We start from the raw sequence: 20,935 nt of genomic DNA, 5'->3' as shown, positions 1-20,935 counted from the left end.
GTTTTGAGACGCTCTTAGCTGCATATTCAGGGAGGGGGTATGGTTGCGCAGTCGATTGAGGACATCAAGGCAAATCTCGAAGGTATTGATGACGATGTAGATGGAGTGGATTCGTCGAAATTGAAAGGTCAGACCTTTGGAGAAGAACTGGAGTTCAGCGCGAAGTCTCTTGTCGCTGGTGTCCGTGCAATAGTCGCAGACATCCGGGGGCAGCTTGGGAAGCCGGAAAGGTTTTTTAGAATTACGACAGTTGCTGAAAGACGATCAATTGCTTCCAATGTTGCAGTCCTAAGAACTGCCTTGCAGCAACAGCAGTTCGGGTCGGTCGCGCAAACATTGCAAGAGCTGAAGGTTGTACTCCGGCCGTTTCAGTTGAGAGGGTCTCCGGAGACAAGAGAACAGTTGGAGAGTGCTGTCGATGATCTCCATCGGCAGATTGCTGCTATTAAGGATGAGCGAAAAAAAATTGCCGAAGAGCAGGCGAAGCTGCTGGATCTTTCTGCTGAAGTATCAGCCAGGCTTGAAGAGTCTGGAGTGCGGCTTAAAGGGATAGAAGATTCCGGATCAACGATGAGTGATGCGCTGACCGAAGCGCAGCAAAAGTTGGATGAGATTGATGAGCTCAAGAGCTCAGCAGCATCTGCTTCGCTGAGTGCGGAGGAGTCTCAGGCGAGCGCAGCGGTAAATAGGCAACTGATCGATGAGTTCGCTAAGAAGATCGCTATGCGAGAGGCTCAACTGGTTGATCAGCAGGTAAAGACAGTGGAGTTCACGGACGCGCTTGCACAGCATCGCGTTGCGATGTCTGAAATTGAGGGGGAAGCCAAGAGGATTATTGAATCTGCTAGGACGGCTCTTTCTTACAAAACCGCAGAGGGCCTGAGTGCGGCTTTCAATGAGCGCTACACAGAAACGAGCGAGGATTCGAAGCGAAAGTTCTGGCTGGTCGCCGCGGGTGTTCTCGTGTTATTGGCAGTGCTGCTTGGTATCTGGATAACGTGGGATACCAAGGTAGCAATTGCGGTAGTTGCGGGGCGTGTATCATTGATTCCGATACTTATCGGTGGTGCGTGGTTCTGTGCGCATCAGTACGTTAAGCTTGCGAATATCGCTGAAGAGTACGCTTACAAGAGTGTACTCTCCAAATCGATCGTCGGATTCTCTGAGCAGATGTCTAGGGAGAATAACGGTGAAAGTGATCACTCGCATTACATACGTACGGTGTTGGCGGAAATTCACACCAATCCGCTGAGAACGCAGGCGAAGAAGGTGGTGTCGAGTGATCGTGCGGGAGAGATCGAAAGTGCTGAGAAATTGCTCAGAGTATTCACGGAGTTTCAGAAAATATTGAAATAGCAGTTGCGTGCAGTTCAATTGCTCCGCACAGGTCGTCGAACCCCCACTCCTGATGCCTCGGTCGATCTGAACCATACCCACCAAATGCAAATAGCCGGGGTTCCCCGGCTATTTGCGTTCAACTGGTCAACAATTGTCGCCTATGCCTTGTCGACCGGCGCCGACCAGGGCGGGTTTCCAGCAGCAACGGCGTGTCGGCCAAGGTTGACGCCTGCCGAAGCGGGAGCCTGGGGTCAGAGCCCTTTCCGTTGGAAAGGGATCCGACCCCGCTGCGTCATTCCACTGACAGGCCTTCGACCTTCTGCCAGCCACGCGGCAGCAGGTGGCCGCGGGTCGCCCGCGCGCCGAGGTAGGCATCGAGCTCGTTGAACTTCAGGCCCATCGTGCGCTGGCCGGCGCGCACCTGCAGGGTCTGCCCCGGCCCGATCGCCACGATGGCGACCACGCGTTCCGTGGCCAGCTTGGCCTTGGGGATCTCGATGATCTTGTTGCCCTTGCCCTTGTCCAGTTCGGGCAGATCGCTGGCCGGAATCGCCAGCAGGTTGCCCGAGCTGGTCACCGCCACGATGCGGTCGCTCTCGACATTGGCGACCACCGCCGGCGGTAGCACCGACGAGCCGGCGGACAGGTTCAGCATCGCCTTGCCGGCCTTGTTGCGGCCGATCAGGTTCTCGAAGCGGGTGACGAAGCCGTAGCCATGGCTGGACGCGAGCACGAAGCGTGCGTCCGGCTCGGCGCTGGCCAGGGTGACGAAGCTGGTGCCGGGCGCCGGCGAGAAACGGCCGGTCAGCGGCTCGCCGTTGCCCCGCGCAGAAGGCAGGGTGTGCACCGCCGTTGAATAGGCCCGGCCTTCGCTGTCCAGGAATGCGACCTGCTGGGTGCTGCGCGCGCGCACGGCGCCCTGCAGCGCATCGCCATCGCGATAGGACAGGGCCGACGCGTCCACGTCATGACCCTTGGCGGCGCGGATCCAGCCCTTCTGCGACAGCACCACCGTCATCGGCTCGCTTGGCACCAGCTCGGTCTCGTCGATGGCCTGCGCCGCCTGGCGCTGGACCAGCGGCGAGCGGCGCTCGTCGCCGAACTTCTTCGCATCGGCTTGCAGCTCGTCGCGGATCAGCTTCTTCAGCTTGGCCTTGCTGTCGAGGATGCCGATGATCTTCTCGCGTTCCTTGGCCAGCTCGCCCTGCTCGCCGCGGATCTTCATTTCCTCCAGGCGGGCCAGCTGCTTCAGCTTGGTCTCCAGGATGTACTCGGCCTGTTCTTCGGACAGGCCGAAGCGCGCGATCAGTGCGGCCTTCGGTTCGTCCTCGGTACGGATGATATGGATCACCTCGTCCAGGTTGAGGAAGGCCACCAGCAGACCTTCCAGCAGGTGCAGGCGGCGTTCGACCTTCTGCAGGCGATGCTGCAGGCGGCGGGTGACGGTGTTGCTGCGGAACGTCAGCCATTCGCTGAGCAGCATCTTCAGGTTCTTCACCTGCGGACGGCCGTCCAGCCCGATCACGTTGAGGTTGACGCGGTAGCTGCGCTCCAGGTCGGTGGTGGCGAACAGGTGGCCCATCAGCTGCTCGGCATCGACGCGGTTCGAGCGCGGCACCAGCACCACCCGCACCGGATTGGCGTGGTCGGATTCATCGCGGATGTCTTCCAGCCACGGCAGCTTCTTGGCGCGCATCTGCGCGGCGATCTGCTCGATCACCTTCGAGGGCGATACCTGGAACGGCAGTGCGGTGACCACGATGTTGCCGGCTTCACGGCTGAACGTCGCGCGCGCACGCACGCTGCCGTTGCCGGTCTCGTACAGGGTGCGCAGATCGTTGGCGGCCGTGATGATCTCGGCGCTGGAGGGATAGTCCGGGCCTTTCACGTGCTCGCACAGGTCGCGCACGGTGGCGTCCGGATCGTCCAGCAGGTGCAGCAGCGCGCTGACGATCTCGTTGAGGTTGTGCGGCGGCACATCGGTGGCCATGCCCACGGCGATGCCCGTGGTGCCGTTGAGCAGCAGGTGCGGCAGGCGGGCCGGCATCCACGTCGGCTCCTGCAGCGTGCCATCGAAGTTGGGCGCCCAGTCGGTGGTGCCCTGGCCCAGCTCGCCCAGCAGCACTTCGGCGATGGGGGTCAGCTTGGATTCGGTGTAGCGCATCGCCGCGAACGACTTCGGGTCGTCGCTGGAGCCGAAGTTGCCCTGGCCCTCGATCAGCGGATAGCGGTAGGAGAACGGCTGGGCCATCAGCACCAGCGCCTCGTAGCACGCGCTGTCGCCGTGCGGGTGGTATTTACCGATGACGTCACCGACGGTGCGTGCGGACTTCTTCGGCTTGGACGCGGCATTCAGCCCCAGCTCGCTCATCGAATAGATGATGCGGCGCTGCACCGGCTTCAGGCCGTCGCCGACGAACGGCAGGGCGCGGTCCAGGACCACGTACATCGAGTAGTCGAGGTAGGCGCGTTCGGCGTACTCGCGCAACGGCAGTTGTTCGAATCCGTGGAACACGGGGCGGGCAAGTTCGGTCATGCGGCGTTGTTACCTATGTCGGGAGGCGGCGACGGCGGTCGCCGCTCGCAATCCTGTGATTATCCGGATGCGGCCGGGGATGCCAAGCCGCGCGCAGGGTCCAGGCCGGTTTCCAGTCCATTCCCGGCCCGCGCCAGGTAGCGCCCGGGCGGCAGGCCGAAATGGCGGCGGAACACGGTGACGAAGGCGCTGGCGCTGCTGAAGCCCAGCGCATGGGCGATATCGGCCACGCTGCGGCCATCGGTCAGCTGCCGCAGCGCTTCGGACAGACGGGCCTGCTGGCGCCACTGCGCGAAGCTCAGCGTGGTCTCGTCGCGGAAGTGGCGGGTCAGGCTTCGCGGCGAAAGCCCGGCCCAATGCGCCCATTCGGCCAGGCTGCGCTCGTCGGAGGGATCGGCCAGCAGCTGCGAGGCGATCTTCAGCAGGCGCCGATCGTGCGGCATCGGCAGGTGCATGCGCTGGCGCGGTGCGGTGCGGATCTCATCCAGCAGAACCTCGATGATGTGCTGGTGCTCGGGCGTGGCGACCTGGTCGAGCGACCAGCCGCAGATCCGGTCCGCCAGTGCCTGCGCCAGCCTGGACAGGCCCAGCACGCAGGGGGCGGCGGGAAGGGCAGTGCAGGCCGGCGCGGCCAGCGCCATGCCCCAGCCACGCAGCGGGCCGTCCAGAGCGACCGTGTGCGGTTCCAAGGGCGGCATCCAGCCGGCCGAACCGGGCGCCAGCGACCACGTTCCATGCGAGGTGCGGGTGGTCAGCAGGCCGCGCTCGACACAGATCAGCTGCGCACGCTGGTGATGGTGCCAGTCGACTTCACGGGCGAGCCCCTGCGGACTGTCGAAGCGGAAACCGACGACCGGCGGGCCATCGTTGCGCTCGAACCAGTCCAGCGCCTCGTTGTGCAGCAGCTGCCGGGCCGGCGCGATGTGCTCCTTGTTCATCCTGTCCGCTGGCTGGAATGTGTCATTCATTGGCTTGATGGTACTACCGGGCCATCCTGGGGCGCCATTAAGGTAGGCGCCTTCACTGATCCAGCCCGCTGCTGCAACACAGCATTCGATGCCAGATCGAATATTTCCATTGAGAAATATTTTTTTTGGAAGAGAATGCACTCCCATGATCTGTCCTGCAACCACTCCCCCCAGCTTCGGCCTGCTGCTGCGCCAGGTGCGCGACGGCCTGGTCCGCCAGCTTGACGCGTCCATGGCCGAAGAAGACCTGGGCATCGGCTTCACCCACTACATCGGGTTGAAGGTGCTCTCGAACATGGCCCCCTGTACCGCCAACGAACTGGCCCAGGCCATCGACCAGGTACCCAGTGCCGTCACCCGCCTGCTGGACAAGCTCGAAGCCCTGGGCTGCGTTCGCCGCGAGGCACATGCGCAGGACCGCCGTGCGCTGCAGATCGTGCTGACCGATGAAGGCCGCGCACTGTGGGCGCGCTTGAAGCTGCGCGGCGACGCGGTGATGGATTACGCCCTGCGCGATCTGTCCGCCGACGAGCGCACGCTGCTGTTGTCCCTCCTGACCCGAATCCGCGATTCCCTGACGACCCCATGAACCCGATCCCGCATTCCTCATTCCGCCGGTCCGGGCGCGCGCTGCTGCTGTCGGCGCTGGCGCTGGCGCTGGCCGCCTGTGCCAGTAGCCGCGGCCTCGAACCGCAGGCCCGCCTGCTCGATGTGGACAGCCTGCACAGCGAGCGCACCCTGGCCGACACCGATCTCAGTGCCACCGGCTTCCCCGCACAGGACTGGTGGAAGGCATTGGGCGATGCGCAGCTGGACGCGCTGATCGCCGAAGGCCTGGCCGGTCATCCGAGCCTGGACGCCGCCGACGCACGTCTGCGCCAGGCGCAGGCCAAGGTCGGTACCGCACGCGCTGACCGCCTGCCCAGTCTCTCCGTTTCCGGCGGCTATACCGGGCTTCGCCTGCCCGAGTCGATGGCCGGCGACGAGATCGGTGGCCACTACGCAGGCAGCAGCCAGGTCGCTTTCGACTTCAGCTACGGCATCGACCTGTGGGGCGGCAAGCGCGCCGGCTGGGAAGCGGCCGTGGATGGCGCGCATGCCGCCACCGTGGAGGCCCAGGCCGCACGCCTGAATCTGTCCACCGGCATCGCCCAGGCCTATGCGGACCTTGCTTACGCGTGGCAGCTCGACGATGTCGCCGAGGAAGAACTGACGCGGTCGCAGAAGTCGCTGGAACTGACCCGGCAGCGTCGCCGCGCTGGCATCGACAGCGATCTGCAGGTGCGCCAGGCCGAAGCCCGCGTGCCCGCCGCGCAACAGCAGGTGCAGGCCGCGCAGCAACGCATCGACGCCGCCCGCACCGCATTGGCCGCCCTGGTCGGCAAGGGCCCCGACCGTGGGCTGACGATCGAGCGTCCGCAGCCGTTGAATCCGACGGCCCTGCAGCTGCCAGGCGTGCTGCCCAGCGAGCTGCTCGGCCGTCGTCCTGACATCGTCGCCGCACGCTGGCGCGTGGAAGCGGCCAACAAGCAGATCAAGGTCGCCAGGACGAAGTTCTACCCGAGCCTCAACCTGACCGCGCTGGCCGGCGTGGTGGCGCCGAATGTCGGCGATCTGCTGCAGAGCAGTTCCACCTTCGCCTACATCGGCCCGGCGCTGAGCCTGCCGATCTTCGAAGGCGGCAAGCTGCGCGCCAACCTGGCCGACACCGATGCGCAGTACGACCTGGCGGTGGCCAATTACAACCAGGCGGTGCTTGACGCACTGCGCGACGTGGCCGACCAGGTCAATGCGGTGCGCTCGCTGGCGCAGCAGGCGCAGTCGCAGCAGCAGGCCGTGGACACTGCGCGTGCAGCGTTCGACCTGGCCGGGCAGCGTTACCGCGCCGGCATCGGCAGCTACCTGGATGTGCTGTCCGCACAGTCCACCCTGCTGCAGTCACAACAGCAGCTGGCCAGCCTGCAGTCGCAGCAGGTGCAGACCTCGGTGCGCCTGAGCAAAGCGCTGGGCGGGGGCTTCCAGCCCAGTGATGCCGATCGCGCGCCGCTTGCCTCCCATTCCGATTCCTCGCATTCCTGAAGATCCCCGCCATGAGCCAGACCCAAGACACTGCGGCCCCGGCCGCCTCCAACCGCCGCAGCAACCTGCTGCGGGGCCTGTTCGTCATCGTCGTGCTGCTGCTTGCCGCACTGGCGCTGTGGTATTTCATGTTCGGCCGTTGGTTCGAAGAAACCGACGATGCCTACGTGCAGGGCAACCTCGTACAGATCACCCCGCTGGTGGCAGGCACCGTGGTCGCCATCAATGCCGATGACGGCATGCGCGTGGAGCGTGGCCAGCTGCTGGTGCAGCTGGACCCGGCCGATACGTCCGTGGCCCTGCAGCAGGCTGAAGCCAACCTGGCCAAGACCGTTCGCCAGACCCGTGGCCTGTATCGCAGCGTGGAAGGCGCGCAGGCAGACCTGAATGCCCGTCAGGTGACCCTGAAGCGCGTGCGCGAGGACTTCGCACGCCGCAGGGATCTGGCCGCCACCGGTGCCATCTCCAACGAAGAACTCGCCCATGCCCGCGATGAGCTGGCGGCGGCGGAAGCAGCGGTGGCCGGTTCGCGCGAGACCGTCGAGCGCAACCGTGCGCTGGTCGACGATACGGTGATCGCCACCCAGCCCGACGTGCAGGCGGCCGCCGCGCAGCTGCGCCAGGCCTACCTCAACAATGCCCGCGCCGGCATCGTCGCGCCGGTCACCGGTTATGTGGCCCGTCGCTCGGTGCAGGTGGGCCAGCGTGTGCAGCCGGGTGCCGCACTGATGGCCGTGGTGCCGACCGAGCAGATGTGGGTCGAGGCCAACTTCAAGGAAACCCAGCTGCGCCACATGCGCCTGGGCCAGGAAGTGGAGCTGAAGTCTGACCTGTACGCCGGCGATGTGAAGTACAAGGGCCGCGTGCAGAGCCTGGGTCTGGGGACCGGCTCGGCGTTCTCGCTGCTGCCGGCGCAGAACGCCAGCGGCAACTGGATCAAGATCGTGCAGCGCGTTCCGGTGCGCATCGCCATCGATGCCAAGCAGCTTGCCGAACATCCGTTGCGTATCGGCCTGTCGATGAAGGCCGAGGTGAGCCTGCGCGACCAGAAGGGCGAGGTGCTGCCGAGCGCCCCGGCCAAGGGCACGGTGTTCGACACCGACGTCTATGCCAAGCAGCTGCATGATGCCGACGAGGTGATCCACTCGATCATCCAGGGCAACGTGCCGCAGCAGTCGAAGGTGGGCTGAGGTCGCCATGTCCGCCCAAGCTCCAGCCGCGCCCGGAAGCCCGGGCGCACCGGCGGCGCCGGGTGCGGCCGCCGGGTTCCTGCCGCCGAGCGTGGCCCTGTGCACCGTGGGCCTGGCGATGGCCTCCTTCATGCAGGTGCTCGACACCACCATCGCCAACGTCTCGCTGCCGACCATCGCCGGCAATCTCGGCGCCAGTTCGCAGCAGGCGACGTGGGTCATCACTTCGTTCGCGGTCAGCACGGCCATCGCACTGCCGCTGACCGGCTGGCTCAGCCGCCGTTTCGGCGAGCGCAAGCTGTTCGTCTGGGCCACGCTGGCCTTCGTCATCACCTCGCTGTTGTGTGGCCTAGCGCAGAGCATGGGCATGCTGGTGGTGTCGCGCGCCCTGCAGGGCTTCGTGGCCGGCCCGATGTATCCGATCACGCAGTCGTTGCTGGTCTCGATCTATCCACGCGAGAAACGCGGGCAGGCGTTGGCGCTGCTGGCGATGATCACCGTGGTCGCGCCGATCTGCGGGCCGATCCTCGGGGGCTGGATCACGGACAACTACAGCTGGGAATGGATCTTCCTGATCAACGTGCCCCTGGGCATCTTCGCCGCGCTGGTGGTGGGCAACCAGCTGAAGGGCCGTCCGGAACACGTGGAGAAGCCGAAGATGGACTACGTCGGCCTGATCACGCTGGTGATCGGCGTCGGCGCACTGCAGCTGGTGCTCGACCTGGGCAACGACGAGGACTGGTTCTCCTCCACCCGGATCGTGGTGCTGGCCTGCGTGGCGGTCGTGGCGCTGACGGTGTTCCTGATCTGGGAACTGACCGACAAGGACCCGATCGTCGACCTGAAACTGTTCCGCCACCGCAACTTCCGCGCCGGCACGCTGGCGATGGTGGTGGCCTATGCCGCATTCTTCAGCGTGGCCCTGCTGATTCCGCAGTGGCTGCAGCGCGACATGGGGTACACGGCGATCTGGGCAGGGCTGGCGACGGCTCCGATCGGCGTGCTGCCGGTGATCATGACGCCGTTCGTGGGCAAGTATGCCTCGCGCTTCGACATGCGCATGCTGGCGACCATCGCCTTCGTGTTCCTGTCGATGACCAGCTTCCTGCGCTCGGGCTTCAATCTGCAGGTGGACTTCCAGCACGTGGCCGGCGTGCAGCTGATCATGGGCATCGGCGTGGCGCTGTTCTTCATGCCGGTTCTACAGATCCTGCTGTCGGATCTGGATGGTCGCGAAATTGCCGCGGGTTCGGGCCTGGCCACGTTCCTGCGCACGCTGGGCGGCAGCTTTGCAGCGTCGCTGACCACCTGGCTGTGGGCGCGTCGCACGCAGGTGCACCACGCCGATCTGACCGAACACATTTCGGCCTATCAGCCGGGCATGCAGGACCAGGTTGCGGCGATGGGGCAGGGTGACCTGCAGCATGGTGCAGCGGTGCTCAACACCATGATCAACCACCAGGCATCGCAGATGGGCTTCAACGACATCTTCTTCCTGCTGGGCTGGATCTTCCTGGCCATCATCACCTTCCTGTGGCTGGCCAAGCCGCCGTTCGGTGCCGGTGCCGGTGCAGCGGCCGGTGGCGGGCACTGAAACTGCCCGCAAACACGGCGCTGTATGTCGACCCCGCCGCAAGGCGGGGTTTTTGTCTGTGGTGAGTTCTGCCAGGCGGCATTCGCGCAACGCGCGGAAGGCGTCGCCATTGCGTTGGCGCTGCGGATTCCGGAAACGAAAAAACCCGCTTTCGCGGGTTTCATCATCATGAGTCGTGGTGCCCAGGAGAGGACTCGAACCTCCACGGTTTTACCCGCTAGTACCTGAAACTAGTGCGTCTACCAATTCCGCCACCTGGGCGACTCAGGAGGGGAATTCTGCGGTACGGCATCGGATGTGTCAACACCATTTCATGCTTTTTTCTCCGCTTCCACGCCGAGGTGCAGCAGCAGGCTGCGCATCGCTGTCGACAGCCGTGTCCAGTCGGCGAAGCAGGCGCACAGGCGGCGCTGTGCCCACGCATCCGCGAGGGGCACTGCCAGCGCCTGTGTCGCGCGGCGGTGCTGGCGCGCGATGGTGCGCGGCACGATACCCACGCCGATGCCGTGACCCACCATGATGCACACGCCTTCGAAGGTCTTCATGCGGATGCGCACGTCCAACCGATGGCCGATGTCGCGTGCCTGCGTTTCGATGTAGGTCTGCAGCGCATTGCCATCGGCCAGCGCGACGAAGGTTTCGCTGGCCACATCGGCGAAGGCCAGCGTGCGACGGGCCGCGAAACGATGGCCTGCGGGCAGCAGCATCACCAGGGGATCCTCGGCAACGACATGGCGTTGCAGGCCGGTTGCCTCGACCGCATCACTGATGATTCCCGCTTCGGCCTGGCCAGCGGTCAGGGCGCGGACCACTTCAGGGCTGGTGCGTTCGTGCAGTTCGACGTGCAGGCGTGGGCGTTCGGCCAGCCAGGGAGCCAACCGGGAAGGCAGGTAGCTGGTCAGTGCGGCGGTGTTGGCATACAGGTGCAGGGTGCCGCGCGCGCCCTTCGCGAAGGCCTGCAGTTCGCCCCGCAGCTGTGCCTGTTGATGCAGGATCTGGCGCGCGTGGTGGGAGAGGGCGGCACCGGCTTCGGTCAGGCTCACGCCGCGCGGGTGACGCACCAGCAGCGCGGTGCCCGCGTCGTTCTCGATCGCCCGCAGGCGTTCGCTGGCAGAGCCCAGCGCCAGGTTCGCCTGCGCGGCGCCTGCGGTGATGCTGCCGGCGTCGGCCACGGCCAGGAACAGGCGCAGGTCGGCGATGTCCATCCGCATGTCACGGCCCTCGTTGCGTGCCGCCTGCCTTCGGGCCAGCCGAAGGGTGAGGCGCATAAGCCGCATTGTGCGCGGAAGGCGCGCCGGTTCCAATGACGGCATGAGCGAGACGACATTCTTCTATGGTCTGCTGGTTGCCGTGTTCATGCTGGCGGGGGTGGTCAAGGGCGTGACCGGCATGGGCCTGCCGACCGTGGCGATGGGCCTGCTGGGAGGGGCGCTGTCGCCGGTGGCGGCGGCGTCGATGCTGTTCATTCCGACCTTCGTCACCAACGCCTGGCAACTGCTGGCCGGGCCATCACTGGGGCCGATCGTGCGACGCCTGTGGCCGATGATGCTGGCCGTGGTGGTGGTGACCCTGGGCGCGGCGACGTTGCTGGTGCGGGTCGACCGCACCTGGTCGCGGGTGGCGCTGGGCGTGGCGCTGGTGGTGTATGCGCTGTATGCCTTGGTTGCGCCGGTGTTCCGTGTGCCGCAGCGGCGTGAGCGTTGGCTGGGGCCGCTGATGGGGGCGCTGTCCGGCGTGGTGACCGGGGCGACCGGTGTGTTCGTGATGCCGGCGGTGCCGTACCTGCAGTCGCTGGGGCTGCAGCGCGAAGAGCTGGTGCAGGCGCTGGGCCTGGCGTTCACGGTGTCGACCCTCTCGTTGACGGGCGGACTGGTGCTGCACGGCGCATTCGGTGTGCAGCAGCTGGGATTGAGCGCGCTGGCGGTGTTGCCGGCGCTGGCGGGCATGTGGCTGGGGCAGGTGATCCGGCAGCGGATCAGTGCGCGGGTGTTCCGCGTGTGCTTCCTGGGCTTCCTGCTGCTGCTGGGCCTGGAGCTGGTGCTGCGACCCCTGTTCTGATCCAGCTGGCTGGCGCCCGGACATGAAAAAACCCGCTTTCGCGGGTTTTTCTCAGTCTCGACGTGGTGCCCAGGAGAGGACTCGAACCTCCACGGTTTTACCCGCTAGTACCTGAAACTAGTGCGTCTACCAATTCCGCCACCTGGGCGTCGAGGAGCGAGATTATGGGGTGCCGTGACGGGGGTGTCAACACCCTTGTGAACGCCCGGCCACGCTGCGGAACGACGGCAGGAAACGCGGGCAAAAAAAATCCCCGCCGAGGCGAGGAGATTTTTCGTTGGTGCCCAGGAGAGGACTCGAACCTCCACGGTTTTACCCGCTAGTACCTGAAACTAGTGCGTCTACCAATTCCGCCACCTGGGCGTTCCAGAGGCGCAATTGTGAAGATGAATCCGCAGGCTGTCAACGACTTCGCGGAGTTTTTTCACGTGGCGCCTGCAAGCGGGTCGCTGACCGGTTCTGCACGCCGTCAGCGGCTACCATGGAGGGCGATGACTACCAAAAAACCAAGCAAGGGCGGGAGCAAGTCCCGCAGCCAGGCCCCGAAGAAGGGCGCCAAGACGGGTGCAGCCCGTACCTCCCAGCCGGGCAAGCCACTGCCGGGCTGGTTCCCGGAACTGGGGGGTGGCGGCGCACCGCCGCGCGGTCGCCCGGGCCGTGGCGGCGACGCCCCGGGACCGGCGCCGGGCCGCAAGCTGCCGCCGGCCGGCAAGGTGATCGAGGATCCCTACGCGTCCCGCGAAGCCGAGAAGTACGAACAGCCCATCGCCAGCCGCGAGGCCATTCTGGCCCTGCTGGAGCGCTGCGAAGGGCCGCAGACTGCCGAGGAGCTGGGTGCCCGCCTGGGCCTGACCGCGCCGGACCGGGCCGAAGCGCTGTCGCGCCGGCTGGGTGCGATGGTCCGTGATGGCCAGCTGGTGCAGAACCGCCGTGGAGGTTTCGCGCCGGTGCAGGCGCTGAGCCTGGTCACCGGTGTGGTGATCGCCAATCCGGAAGGATTCGGGTTCCTGCGCCCAGTCGAGGGCGGTGACGACCTGTTCCTGCCGCCCTATGAAATGCGCAAGGTGATGCACGGCGACAAGGTGCTGGCGCGTGTCACCGGCATCGATCATCGCGGCCGCCGCGAAGGCAGCATCGCCCGCGTGCTCGAGCGCGGCATGACCCGTCTGATCGGTCGCTTCAGCATCGAGATGGGCATCAATTACGTGGTGCCTGATGACAAGCGCGTGCAGCGCAACGTGCAGGTGCCGCCTGATCAGACCGGAGGTGCGCGTGATGGCCAGCTGGTGGTCTGCGAGCTGACGCAGGCGCCGGACAGCCGCCGTCCGCCGATCGGCCGCATCATCGCGGTACTGGGTGACAAGCTGACCGCCTCGCTGGTGGTGGAGACCGCCATCCACGGCCACGAGCTGCCGTTCGAGTTTCCGCAGGAGGTGCTGGACGAGGCCGCCGCGGTGCCGCTGGTGGTCGAGCCGGCGATGATCGGCGACCGCGTCGACCTGCGTCGCACGCCGCTGGTGACCATCGATGGCGAGGATGCCAAGGACTTCGACGATGCGGTGTATTGCGAGCCGAACGCGGAGGGTTTCCGCCTGGTGGTGGCCATCGCCGATGTCTCCAACTATGTGCGTCCGGGCACGCCGCTGGATGAGGAGGCGCAGAAGCGCGCTACCTCGGTGTACTTCCCGGGCTTCGTCGTACCGATGCTGCCGGAGACCCTGTCCAACGGTATCTGCTCGCTGATGCCCAAGGTCGACCGCATGTGCTTCGTCTGCGACATGCAGATCGACCGCGATGGCCAGGTCGTCCACTCGCGCTTCTACGAAGCGGTGATGAATTCGCACGCACGCCTGACCTACACCCAGGTGTGGCAGGCCGTGGGCGAGGACGATGCCGGCGCGAAGGCCGTCATCGGCGATCTGCTGCCCCAGGTGCAGCGCCTGCACCAGCTGTACAAGGTGCTGGCCAAGGCCCGTGCCAAGCGCGGGGCCATCGAGTTCGAGAGCAGCGAAGTGCGCTTCGTGCTGGACAACCGTGGCGAAGTCACCCAGGCGGGCATGCTGGTGCGCAACGACGCGCACAAGCTGATCGAGGAATGCATGATCGCCGCCAACGTGGAGGCGGCCAAGTACCTGCTGTCGCACCATGTGCCGGCGCCGTACCGCGTCCACGAGAAGCCGCCGGAGACCAAGTACGCCGACCTGCTGGAATTCCTCAAGGAGTTCAAGCTGAGCCTGCCGCCGTGGTCGAAGGTGCGCCCCGGTGACTACACCAAGCTGTTGAAGAAGATCCGCGACCGTCCCGATGCCACCCTGCTGGAGTCGGTGCTGCTGCGCAGCCAGAGCCTGGCCGTCTACAGTCCTGACAACCACGGTCACTTCGGGCTCGCGCTGGAGGCGTACGCGCACTTCACTTCGCCGATCCGCCGCTATCCCGATCTGCTGGTGCATCGCGCGATCAAGCATGCGTTGTCGGGCAAGCCGCTGGACAAGTTCACCTACACCGCACGCGAGATGGCAGCGCTGGCGCTGCAGTGCTCCGAGCGCGAGCGCCGCGCTGACGAGGCCGAACGCGAGGTCGACGAGCGTTACCGGGCCGCGTGGATGGAGAAGCATGTCGGCGGCCAGTTCGATGGCGTGATCAGTGGCGTGACCAGCTTCGGTCTGTTCGTGGAACTGGACGATTCCAAGGTGCAGGGCCTGGTCCATGTCACCCAGCTGCCGCAGGACTATTACAAGTTCGATGCGACCCGCAAGACACTGACCGGTGAACGTCGTGGCAGCAGCTACCGGCTGGGTGACCGCGTGCGCATCCTCGTACTGAAGGCCAGCATGGAAGAGCGCAAGATCGACTTCCGGCTGGTCGAACACAAGGGCGAGGAAGAAGAGGCAGGACTGTCGCCGCTGCCCGAACGCGGCAAACCGGCCAAGCGCAGGAAAGAGAAGTACTGATCCGTAGAGCCCGTTCCGGAGGAAAGCAGCATGCAGGGCCAACCCGAGTACAGCGGCGGCTGCCAGTGCGGTGCCATCCGCTTCCAGGTGCGCGGTGAGCTGTCCGACAGTTCGATCTGCCACTGCCGGATGTGCCAGAAGGCCTTTGGCGCGTATTACGCGCCTTTGGTCTCGGTGCGCGGCGTGCAGTTCAGCTGGACCCGCGGCCAGCCGCGCTATTTCCAGTCCTCCAATGTGGTCCGGCGCGGTTTCTGCGGCGACTGCGGCACGCCGCTGACCTATGAAGCCCCCGACGGCATGGCCGTGGCGGCGGGGGCGTTTGACCAGCCGGAACGGTTGCCGCCGACGATCCACTACGGTGTCGAGCGCAAGCTGCCCTTCGTCGATGCCCTGGGCACCCTGCCGGCACGCCGCACGGAGGAGGACGTGGCGGCACTGGACTTCCTGGCTGCGATCGTTTCCCACCAGCATCCCGACCACGACACGCCACACTGGCCGCCGCGCAGCCGTTCAGCCGAAGGGTGAACGGCGGGTAGCGCCGGGCCCTGCCCGGCGAGCGCGAAGCGCGGCCGTCGCCGATGCTCTACCATAGCCACCCCCTTTCCGGTCCCGCCCGCATGAGCAAGAACAGCCAGTGGATCGTCGGCGTCAACGCCGTCGCCTCCTCCATCGAGAACGACGCCGAGAACGTCCGCGAAGTGCTGGTCGAGGCCGGTGCGAAGAATCCACGCCTGACCGAAATCGAAGAGAACGCGCGCCGCAAGGGGATCGATGTCCGCCGGGTCACCGCGCAGGCGCTGGACGGCGTTGGCGGTGCGGTCCGCCACCAGGGCGTGGCCGCGCGCTATGCCGCTGCGCGCACCTACAGCGAGAATGAACTGGAAGGCCTGGTCACTGCCGCTGAAGGCCGGGCCCTGCTGCTGGTGCTGGATGAGGTACAGGACCCGCACAACCTGGGCGCCTGCCTGCGTTCGGCCGCGGCGGCCGGTGCCACTGCGGTGATCATTCCCAAGGACAAGTCGGCGACGGTGAATGCCACCGTGCGCAAGACCTCGGCCGGCGCCGCCGACCGTATCCCGGTGGTGGCGGTGACCAACCTGTCGCGCTGCCTGAAGGATCTGCAGAAGCAGGGCGTGTGGATCTACGGCCTGGCCGGTGAAGCGACCGCGTCGCTGTACGATCTGGACCTGAAGGGCAACATCGCGCTGGTGCTGGGGGGTGAAGCCGACGGCCTGCGCCGCCTGACCCGCGAGAACTGCGATGGACTGGTCAAGATCCCGATGCCGGGCGAGATCGAGAGCCTGAACGTATCGGTCGCCGCGGGTGTCAGCCTGTTCGAGGCCGTGCGCCAGCGCGGCTGATCGTCCCGTGGTAGCGCCGGGCCATGCCCGGCGGATCCAGTCCGACCACGCTCATGGCGTGCCGCGCTCCACGCCGCCGGGCATGGCCCGGCGCTACCCCGCGCTGCCGCCCAGCGCCTTGAACAGCGTCACATCGTTGGTCAACTGGCTCTGCCGGACGCGGGCCAGTGACAACTCCGCATCGCGCCGGGTCTGCTGGGCTTCCAGCCAGGTCCGCAGGTCGGTGGCACCCACGCGGTAGCGCACTTCCTGCATGCGTTCCACTTCCACCGCCTCGTCATACGAGGCCTGCGACGCCGCCACCTGGCGCGCCAGCTGCTCGCGTGCCGACAGCGCGTTGTCCACTTCCGACAGGGCGGTGTACAGCGTCTTGCGGAACCCGGTCGCGGCGATCTGGTAGTTGGTACCGGCCACGTCGGTATCCAGCTGTGCGCGCTGCAGGTTGAGGAAGGGCAGGGACAGGCCGGCACCGAGCGTGGCCACCGGATTGCGCAGGACATCGCCCAGCGAGGTCGCGCTGGAACCGAGGCTGCCGGTCAGGCTCAACGCCGGGTAGTACTGGGTGGCGGTGACCCTGATCGTCTTCAGGCTGTTGCGCAGCCGCAGCTCGGCCGCGCGCAGGTCGGGACGGCGAGCGAGCAGGTCCGCCGGCAGGCCTTCAGCGATGGCAGGGCTGCGTGCCTGCTGCAGGTTCTGCGGCTCGTCCTGTTGCGGCCACGGGGTGCCGTCGAGCAGCACGGTCAGCGCATTGCGCACTTCCACGCGCTGCTGTTCCAGCGCACTCTGCGCAGCGCGCTGCGACTGCAGGTTCTGCAGGGCCTGGCGTACTTCCAGGCGCGAAACCGCACCGGCGTCGAAACGGGCCTGGACCAGTTCGCGGGTGCGTTCCAGCCGCTCCAGGTTGGCCTGGCCGGTGCTGATCGACTGGTTGAGATACGCCAACGCCCAGTACTGGCTGATGGCATCGCCGATCACCAGCAGGGCGGTGTTCTGTCGATCTTCCTCGGTGGCTTCAGCCTCCCAGCGTGCGATGTCGCGCTGGGTCCTGAGCCGGCCCCACAGATCGACTTCCCAGGCCAGCGAAACGCCGGTGGAATAGCTGCGGCGCCAGTCGTCGGCCTGGTCGGTGGCACGGCTGCCGCTGCCACTGACGCCCGACGAGGACGGTTGTGGCCAAAGCGCGTTGCTGGCCAGCCCGGCCTGCAGGCGGGAACGCTGCACGGCCAGGCCGGCGGCGGCAAGGTCACCGTTGGCGGCCAGCGCCCGGGCTACCAGCCGGTCCAGACGTTCATCGCCGAAACCGCTCCACCAGACATCCTCGCGGATGTCGCGGGCAGGCGTATCCAGGCTGCTGCGCGGAGCGTCCACCGGTGCGTTGAGTGCGGCATCGCCACGCCCATAAGCAGCAGCCACGTCGGGATCGGCAACCGGATAACGGCCGACCGAGGCACAGCCGGACAGGGCAATCAGTACGGCGCCGGCCAGCAGCAGGCGCGAGGGAGCAGGAAAGGGGAGCATGGGCATCGTCTTCATTCGCGGGCCAGGGCCTCCACCGGGTCGAGCTGCGCGGCATTGCGCGCGGGAAGGAAGCCGAAGCCCACGCCGATCAGGGTGGAACAGGCAAATGCGGCGATGATCGAAGCGGTGGAGAACAGCACCTGGAAGTCGCTGGCGAAACGTCCGATCATCGAGCCCAGCAGCAGCGCCAGGCCGACGCCGAGCAGGCCGCCGAGCAGGCAGACCAGCACCGCCTCGATCAGGAACTGCTGGCGGATGTCACTCTGCCGCGCACCCACGGCCATGCGCACACCAATCTCGCGGGTCCGCTCGGTGACCGAGACCAGCATGATGTTCATCACGCCGATGCCTCCGACAAGCAGTGCGATGGCGGCGATCGCGCCGATCAGCAGGGTCATCGTGCGCGTGGTCTGCTCGATGGTCTCGCGGATTTCGGCGCTGTTGCTGAGGAAGAAATCCTCGGTACCATGGCGCATCGTCAGCAGGCGGGTGATCGCCTCCTGCGCGGCGTCCATCGGCGTGGCGTCATCCACGCGCACGGTGATGCTGGAGACGTGACTCTGGCCCAGCATGCGTGACATCACGGTCGTGTACGGCACCCAGACGCTGAGACTGGTGCTGCCACCAAAACCGAAGCTCTGCCGCTTGGCAACACCGACCACCCGCACCGGCACGTTGCCGAGCAGGATGACCTGGCCGACAGGATCGACACCGGGGAAGAACTGGGTCTGGGTGTTCTCGTCGATGATCGCGACCTGGGCCAGCCCTCGCACCGCATCGGCATCGAAGAAGCTGCCACTGAGCAGGGTCACGCCCTTGACCCGGAAGAACTGCTCGCCAACGCCGCTGACCTGGGCGGTAGAGGACTGGTTGCGATAACGCGCGGTGACCGAGGTCGACACGCTGGGCGTGGCGCTGTCCACGTAGCTCTGCCGTGAGAGCGCATCGGCATCGCTGGCCTTGAGCGTCTGCACACGTGCAGAGCGCATGTCGCCAAAACCGCGGCCGGGATACACATCGATGGTGTTGGTTCCCAGCGCGCTGATGTTCTGCAGGATCTGCTGCTGCGAGCCGTTGCCGAGCGCGACCACCGAGACCACCGAAGCAATGCCGATGATGATGCCGAGCATGGTCAGGAACGTGCGCAGGCGATGCGCGTTCATCGCCAGCAGGGCCATGCGGAACGCTTCGGTGAAGCGGTCGCGCGCTGCGCGCCAGCTGCTGCCGTGGGCAACACCGGTGCTGGCCTCGCGTCGCGCACGATAGGACGGCGCATCAGGATTGGCGCGGTCGGCGATGATCTCGCCATCGCGGATCTCGATGATGCGCTGGGCATGCTCGGCCACGCTCATGTCGTGGGTGACGATGATGATGGTATGTCCCTCGGCATGCAGCTCGCCCAGGATCGCCATCACCTCTTCGCCGGATTTCGTATCCAGGGCGCCGGTGGGTTCATCGGCCAGGATCACCTCCCCGCCGTTCATCAGTGCACGCGCGATCGACACGCGCTGCTGCTGGCCACCGGACAGCTGGCCCGGCTTGTGATGCATGCGATCGCCCAGCCCGAGCCGTTGCAGCAGCTGCTCGGCCCGCGCGTTGCGTACCGGGCCGGGGCTGCCCGCGTATACCGCCGGCACTTCCACGTTGCCGCGTGCATCCAGGTCACCGAGCAGGTGGTAGCGCTGGAAGATGAAGCCGAAATGCCCGCGCCGCAGTTCGGCCAGCTCGTCCGGCTGCATCCGGCCGGTTTCTCGGCCGGCCACCTGGTAGCTGCCCCGGGTGGGGCGATCCAGGCAGCCGAGGATGTTCATCAGGGTGGACTTGCCCGAACCGGACTGGCCGACGATGGCGACCATTTCGCCGGCGTGGATGTCCAGGTTGACGTCGCGCAGTACGGCAATGACGTCGTCGCCGGCCGGGAACTCGCGTCGCAGGTCACGCAGGCGCAGCAACGGCGCCGTCGTGCTCATCGGCGCGGGCCCATGCCCGGGCCGCCGACGCGCATCTGCATGCCTCCCCGGTTGCCGCCGCCCGCAGACGCTGCCGCGGCGCTGGCCTCGCCGACCACCACGCGTTCGCCTTCCTGCAGGCCTGAGAGGATTTCAGCCGATGCACCGTTGTTGATGCCGACCTTGACCTTGCGCGGTTGTGGCTGGCCCCGATCATCCACCACCCGTACCACGCGCTCGCCGTCGCGGGTCTTCGGCCCCAGTGCCACCGCCGGTACCATCAGCACGCCCTTGGCCTGCTTGAGCAGGACCGACACCTGCGCGGTCATGTCGATGCGCAGGGTGCCGTCCGGGTTCTCCACGTCGAACAGGGCGTTGTAGTACACCGCGCTGCTGGAGCTGGAACTGGAAGAGCTGCTGGAGCTGGACGAGCTTTCATTGGCGATCGATGCCGGTGCCGGATTGATCTGCCGCAGCGTGGCGTGATACTTCCGGTCCGGGTCGCCCAGCGTGGTGAAGTACACCGGCATGCCGGCCTTGATCTTCACAACGTCCGCCTCGGACACCTCGGCATTGACCGTCACCACGTCCAGGCGCGCCAGCATGACGATGGTCGGCGCGGTCTGGTTGGCGTTCACCGTGCGGCCTTCCTCGGCCACCACGGCGACCACGGTGCCGTCCATCGGCGCGGTGATCCGGGTGTAGGCCAGGTTGGCCCGGGCGGTACCCAGCTCGGTTTCGCGACCCTTGATCTGTGCCTCGTAGGACTGCAGCTGGGCGCGCGCGGTTTTCAGCTGTGCTTCGGCGGCATCGTACTCCTGGCGGGAGGTGGCCTCGGCGGCCAGCATCTGCTGCTGGCGTGCGAATTCCAGCTCGGCCTGGCGCAGTGTCGCCTGCTGCACCGCCCGCTGCGCGATCACCTGGTCCAGCGAGGCCTGTGCGTTGAGCACCTGGTTCTGCTGGGTGGTGGCGTCGATCTCGGCGATCAGGTCGCCTTCCTTCACCGTATCGCCCAGCTGCACCTTCAGCGATTTGATCTGGCCGGAGGCCTGCGCACCTACGCTGACCAGCTTGTAGGCGTCGATCACGCCGGTCGCCTCGACGGTCTGTTCGATGTCGCCACGGCCTACGGGGGTGGTGGCCAGGGCCGGCGCGGCCGGCCTGCGCAGCAGCCACCAGGCGGCCACGGCAGCGATCAGGACGAGCAGGGCGGCCAGCATCAGGCGGCCCCGGCGGGTTGCGGGCAACAGGCGGCGGATCACGTGGTGGCTTCACTCTCGGTGCCGCGATGGCGGCGATGGTGGGCATTGTGAAGACCGGGCGATCAACCGCTCAATCCTCAGGGTGTGTCTGTGTGTAACACTGTCGGCGAAAGCGCGTATCGACAGGTATC

Annotated in this window: 14 protein-coding genes, 3 tRNA genes and 1 pseudogene; 9 read left to right on the top strand and 9 right to left on the bottom strand. The window is 66.1% G+C overall.

Annotated features, from left to right (window positions below; genetic code table 11):
- The first annotated feature begins 39 nt into the window (after nt 1–39).
- A complete protein-coding gene (locus IMX13_RS01390) occupies nt 40–1,356 on the top strand; it encodes a hypothetical protein (RefSeq protein ID WP_193395588.1) in 1,317 nt (438 codons plus the stop codon).
- Nucleotides 1,357–1,630: 274 nt separating this feature from the next.
- Here the strand turns inward: IMX13_RS01390 and parC are convergent, their stop codons facing one another.
- Both parC and IMX13_RS01380 read right to left on the bottom strand, forming a co-directional pair.
- Nucleotides 1,631–3,874 carry a DNA topoisomerase IV subunit A gene (gene parC / locus IMX13_RS01385; RefSeq protein ID WP_193395587.1) on the bottom strand — a complete coding sequence of 748 codons (2,244 nt, stop codon included), beginning with the start codon at nt 3,872–3,874 and terminating at the stop codon, nt 1,631–1,633.
- Nucleotides 3,875–3,933: 59 nt separating this feature from the next.
- Complete coding sequence (locus IMX13_RS01380) at nt 3,934–4,842, bottom strand: helix-turn-helix transcriptional regulator (protein ID WP_164150816.1); 909 nt, start codon at nt 4,840–4,842, stop codon at nt 3,934–3,936.
- 145 nt (nt 4,843–4,987) lie between these two features.
- On the opposite strand from IMX13_RS01380, the gene emrR reads away from it, so the two are divergent.
- Genes emrR through emrB form a run of 4 tightly spaced genes read left to right on the top strand, consistent with a single transcriptional unit; the run spans nt 4,988 to nt 9,705 of the window.
- Nucleotides 4,988–5,431, top strand: coding sequence for a multidrug efflux system transcriptional regulator EmrR (emrR, locus tag IMX13_RS01375; protein WP_053518351.1), 444 nt, complete (start codon nt 4,988–4,990; stop codon nt 5,429–5,431).
- Entirely contained in the window at nt 5,428–6,921 is a 1,494-nt protein-coding gene (gene emrC / locus IMX13_RS01370) for a multidrug efflux transporter outer membrane subunit EmrC (protein WP_193395586.1), read from the top strand. The genes emrR and emrC overlap by 4 nt, the downstream gene beginning before the upstream one ends.
- Nucleotides 6,922–6,932: 11 nt before the next feature.
- The gene (emrA, locus tag IMX13_RS01365; RefSeq protein WP_053518354.1) at nt 6,933–8,111 is read left to right on the top strand and encodes a multidrug efflux MFS transporter periplasmic adaptor subunit EmrA; all 1,179 of its coding nucleotides are present in this window, start codon (nt 6,933–6,935) and stop codon (nt 8,109–8,111) included.
- A 7-nt stretch (nt 8,112–8,118) separates the two neighbouring features.
- Nucleotides 8,119–9,705, top strand: a complete 1,587-nt coding sequence (gene emrB, locus IMX13_RS01360; protein WP_053518356.1) for a multidrug efflux MFS transporter permease subunit EmrB — start codon at nt 8,119–8,121, stop codon at nt 9,703–9,705.
- Nucleotides 9,706–9,881: 176 nt separating this feature from the next.
- Here the strand turns inward: emrB and IMX13_RS01355 are convergent.
- Together IMX13_RS01355 and IMX13_RS01350 are read right to left on the bottom strand one after the other, a co-directional pair.
- A tRNA-Leu gene (locus IMX13_RS01355) sits at nt 9,882–9,966 on the bottom strand.
- Between the two features lie 50 nt (nt 9,967–10,016).
- A complete protein-coding gene (locus IMX13_RS01350; RefSeq protein ID WP_193395650.1) occupies nt 10,017–10,916 on the bottom strand; it encodes a LysR family transcriptional regulator in 900 nt (299 codons plus the stop codon).
- A gap of 100 nt (nt 10,917–11,016) precedes the next feature.
- Here IMX13_RS01350 and IMX13_RS01345 point away from each other — a divergent pair, with 100 nt between their 5' ends.
- Entirely contained in the window at nt 11,017–11,763 is a 747-nt protein-coding gene (locus IMX13_RS01345) for a sulfite exporter TauE/SafE family protein (protein ID WP_193395585.1), read from the top strand.
- Between the two features lie 63 nt (nt 11,764–11,826).
- On the opposite strand, the gene IMX13_RS01340 is transcribed toward IMX13_RS01345, so the two are convergent.
- Both IMX13_RS01340 and IMX13_RS01335 read right to left on the bottom strand, forming a co-directional pair.
- Nucleotides 11,827–11,911, bottom strand: a tRNA-Leu gene (locus IMX13_RS01340).
- A 130-nt stretch (nt 11,912–12,041) separates the two neighbouring features.
- A tRNA-Leu gene (locus tag IMX13_RS01335) sits at nt 12,042–12,126 on the bottom strand.
- A 356-nt stretch (nt 12,127–12,482) separates the two neighbouring features.
- Between IMX13_RS01335 and rnr the strand changes: the two are divergent.
- From rnr to rlmB, 3 genes and pseudogenes are all read left to right on the top strand, one after another.
- Nucleotides 12,483–14,714, top strand: a pseudogene (rnr, locus tag IMX13_RS01330) (ribonuclease R); the annotation flags it as partial.
- A 30-nt stretch (nt 14,715–14,744) separates the two neighbouring features.
- Nucleotides 14,745–15,239 (top strand): GFA family protein, encoded by a 495-nt coding sequence (locus IMX13_RS01325; protein ID WP_193395584.1) that lies wholly within the window; start codon nt 14,745–14,747, stop codon nt 15,237–15,239.
- A 92-nt stretch (nt 15,240–15,331) separates the two neighbouring features.
- Entirely contained in the window at nt 15,332–16,075 is a 744-nt protein-coding gene (gene rlmB / locus IMX13_RS01320; RefSeq protein ID WP_053518184.1) for a 23S rRNA (guanosine(2251)-2'-O)-methyltransferase RlmB, read from the top strand.
- 93 nt (nt 16,076–16,168) lie between these two features.
- Here the strand turns inward: rlmB and IMX13_RS01315 are convergent, their stop codons facing one another.
- The 3 genes from IMX13_RS01315 to IMX13_RS01305 are packed head-to-tail and all read right to left on the bottom strand — an operon-like array spanning nt 16,169 to nt 20,804.
- Nucleotides 16,169–17,608: an efflux transporter outer membrane subunit gene (locus IMX13_RS01315; protein ID WP_193395583.1), complete on the bottom strand. Its 1,440-nt coding sequence runs from the start codon at nt 17,606–17,608 to the stop codon at nt 16,169–16,171.
- Entirely contained in the window at nt 17,605–19,563 is a 1,959-nt protein-coding gene (locus IMX13_RS01310) for a MacB family efflux pump subunit (RefSeq protein ID WP_193395582.1), read from the bottom strand. The genes IMX13_RS01315 and IMX13_RS01310 overlap by 4 nt, the downstream gene beginning before the upstream one ends.
- Nucleotides 19,560–20,804 (bottom strand): efflux RND transporter periplasmic adaptor subunit, encoded by a 1,245-nt coding sequence (locus IMX13_RS01305; RefSeq protein ID WP_193395581.1) that lies wholly within the window; start codon nt 20,802–20,804, stop codon nt 19,560–19,562. Before IMX13_RS01305 ends, IMX13_RS01310 begins: the two co-directional genes overlap by 4 nt.
- Nucleotides 20,805–20,935: the final 131 nt, after the last annotated feature.

The sequence above is a fragment of the Stenotrophomonas sp. B2 genome (assembly GCF_014947095.1).
GTDB lineage: Bacteria > Pseudomonadota > Gammaproteobacteria > Xanthomonadales > Xanthomonadaceae > Stenotrophomonas > Stenotrophomonas maltophilia_P.
Note: the sequence above shows the minus strand (reverse complement) of the source record. Positions and strands in the feature narration are given on the sequence as shown.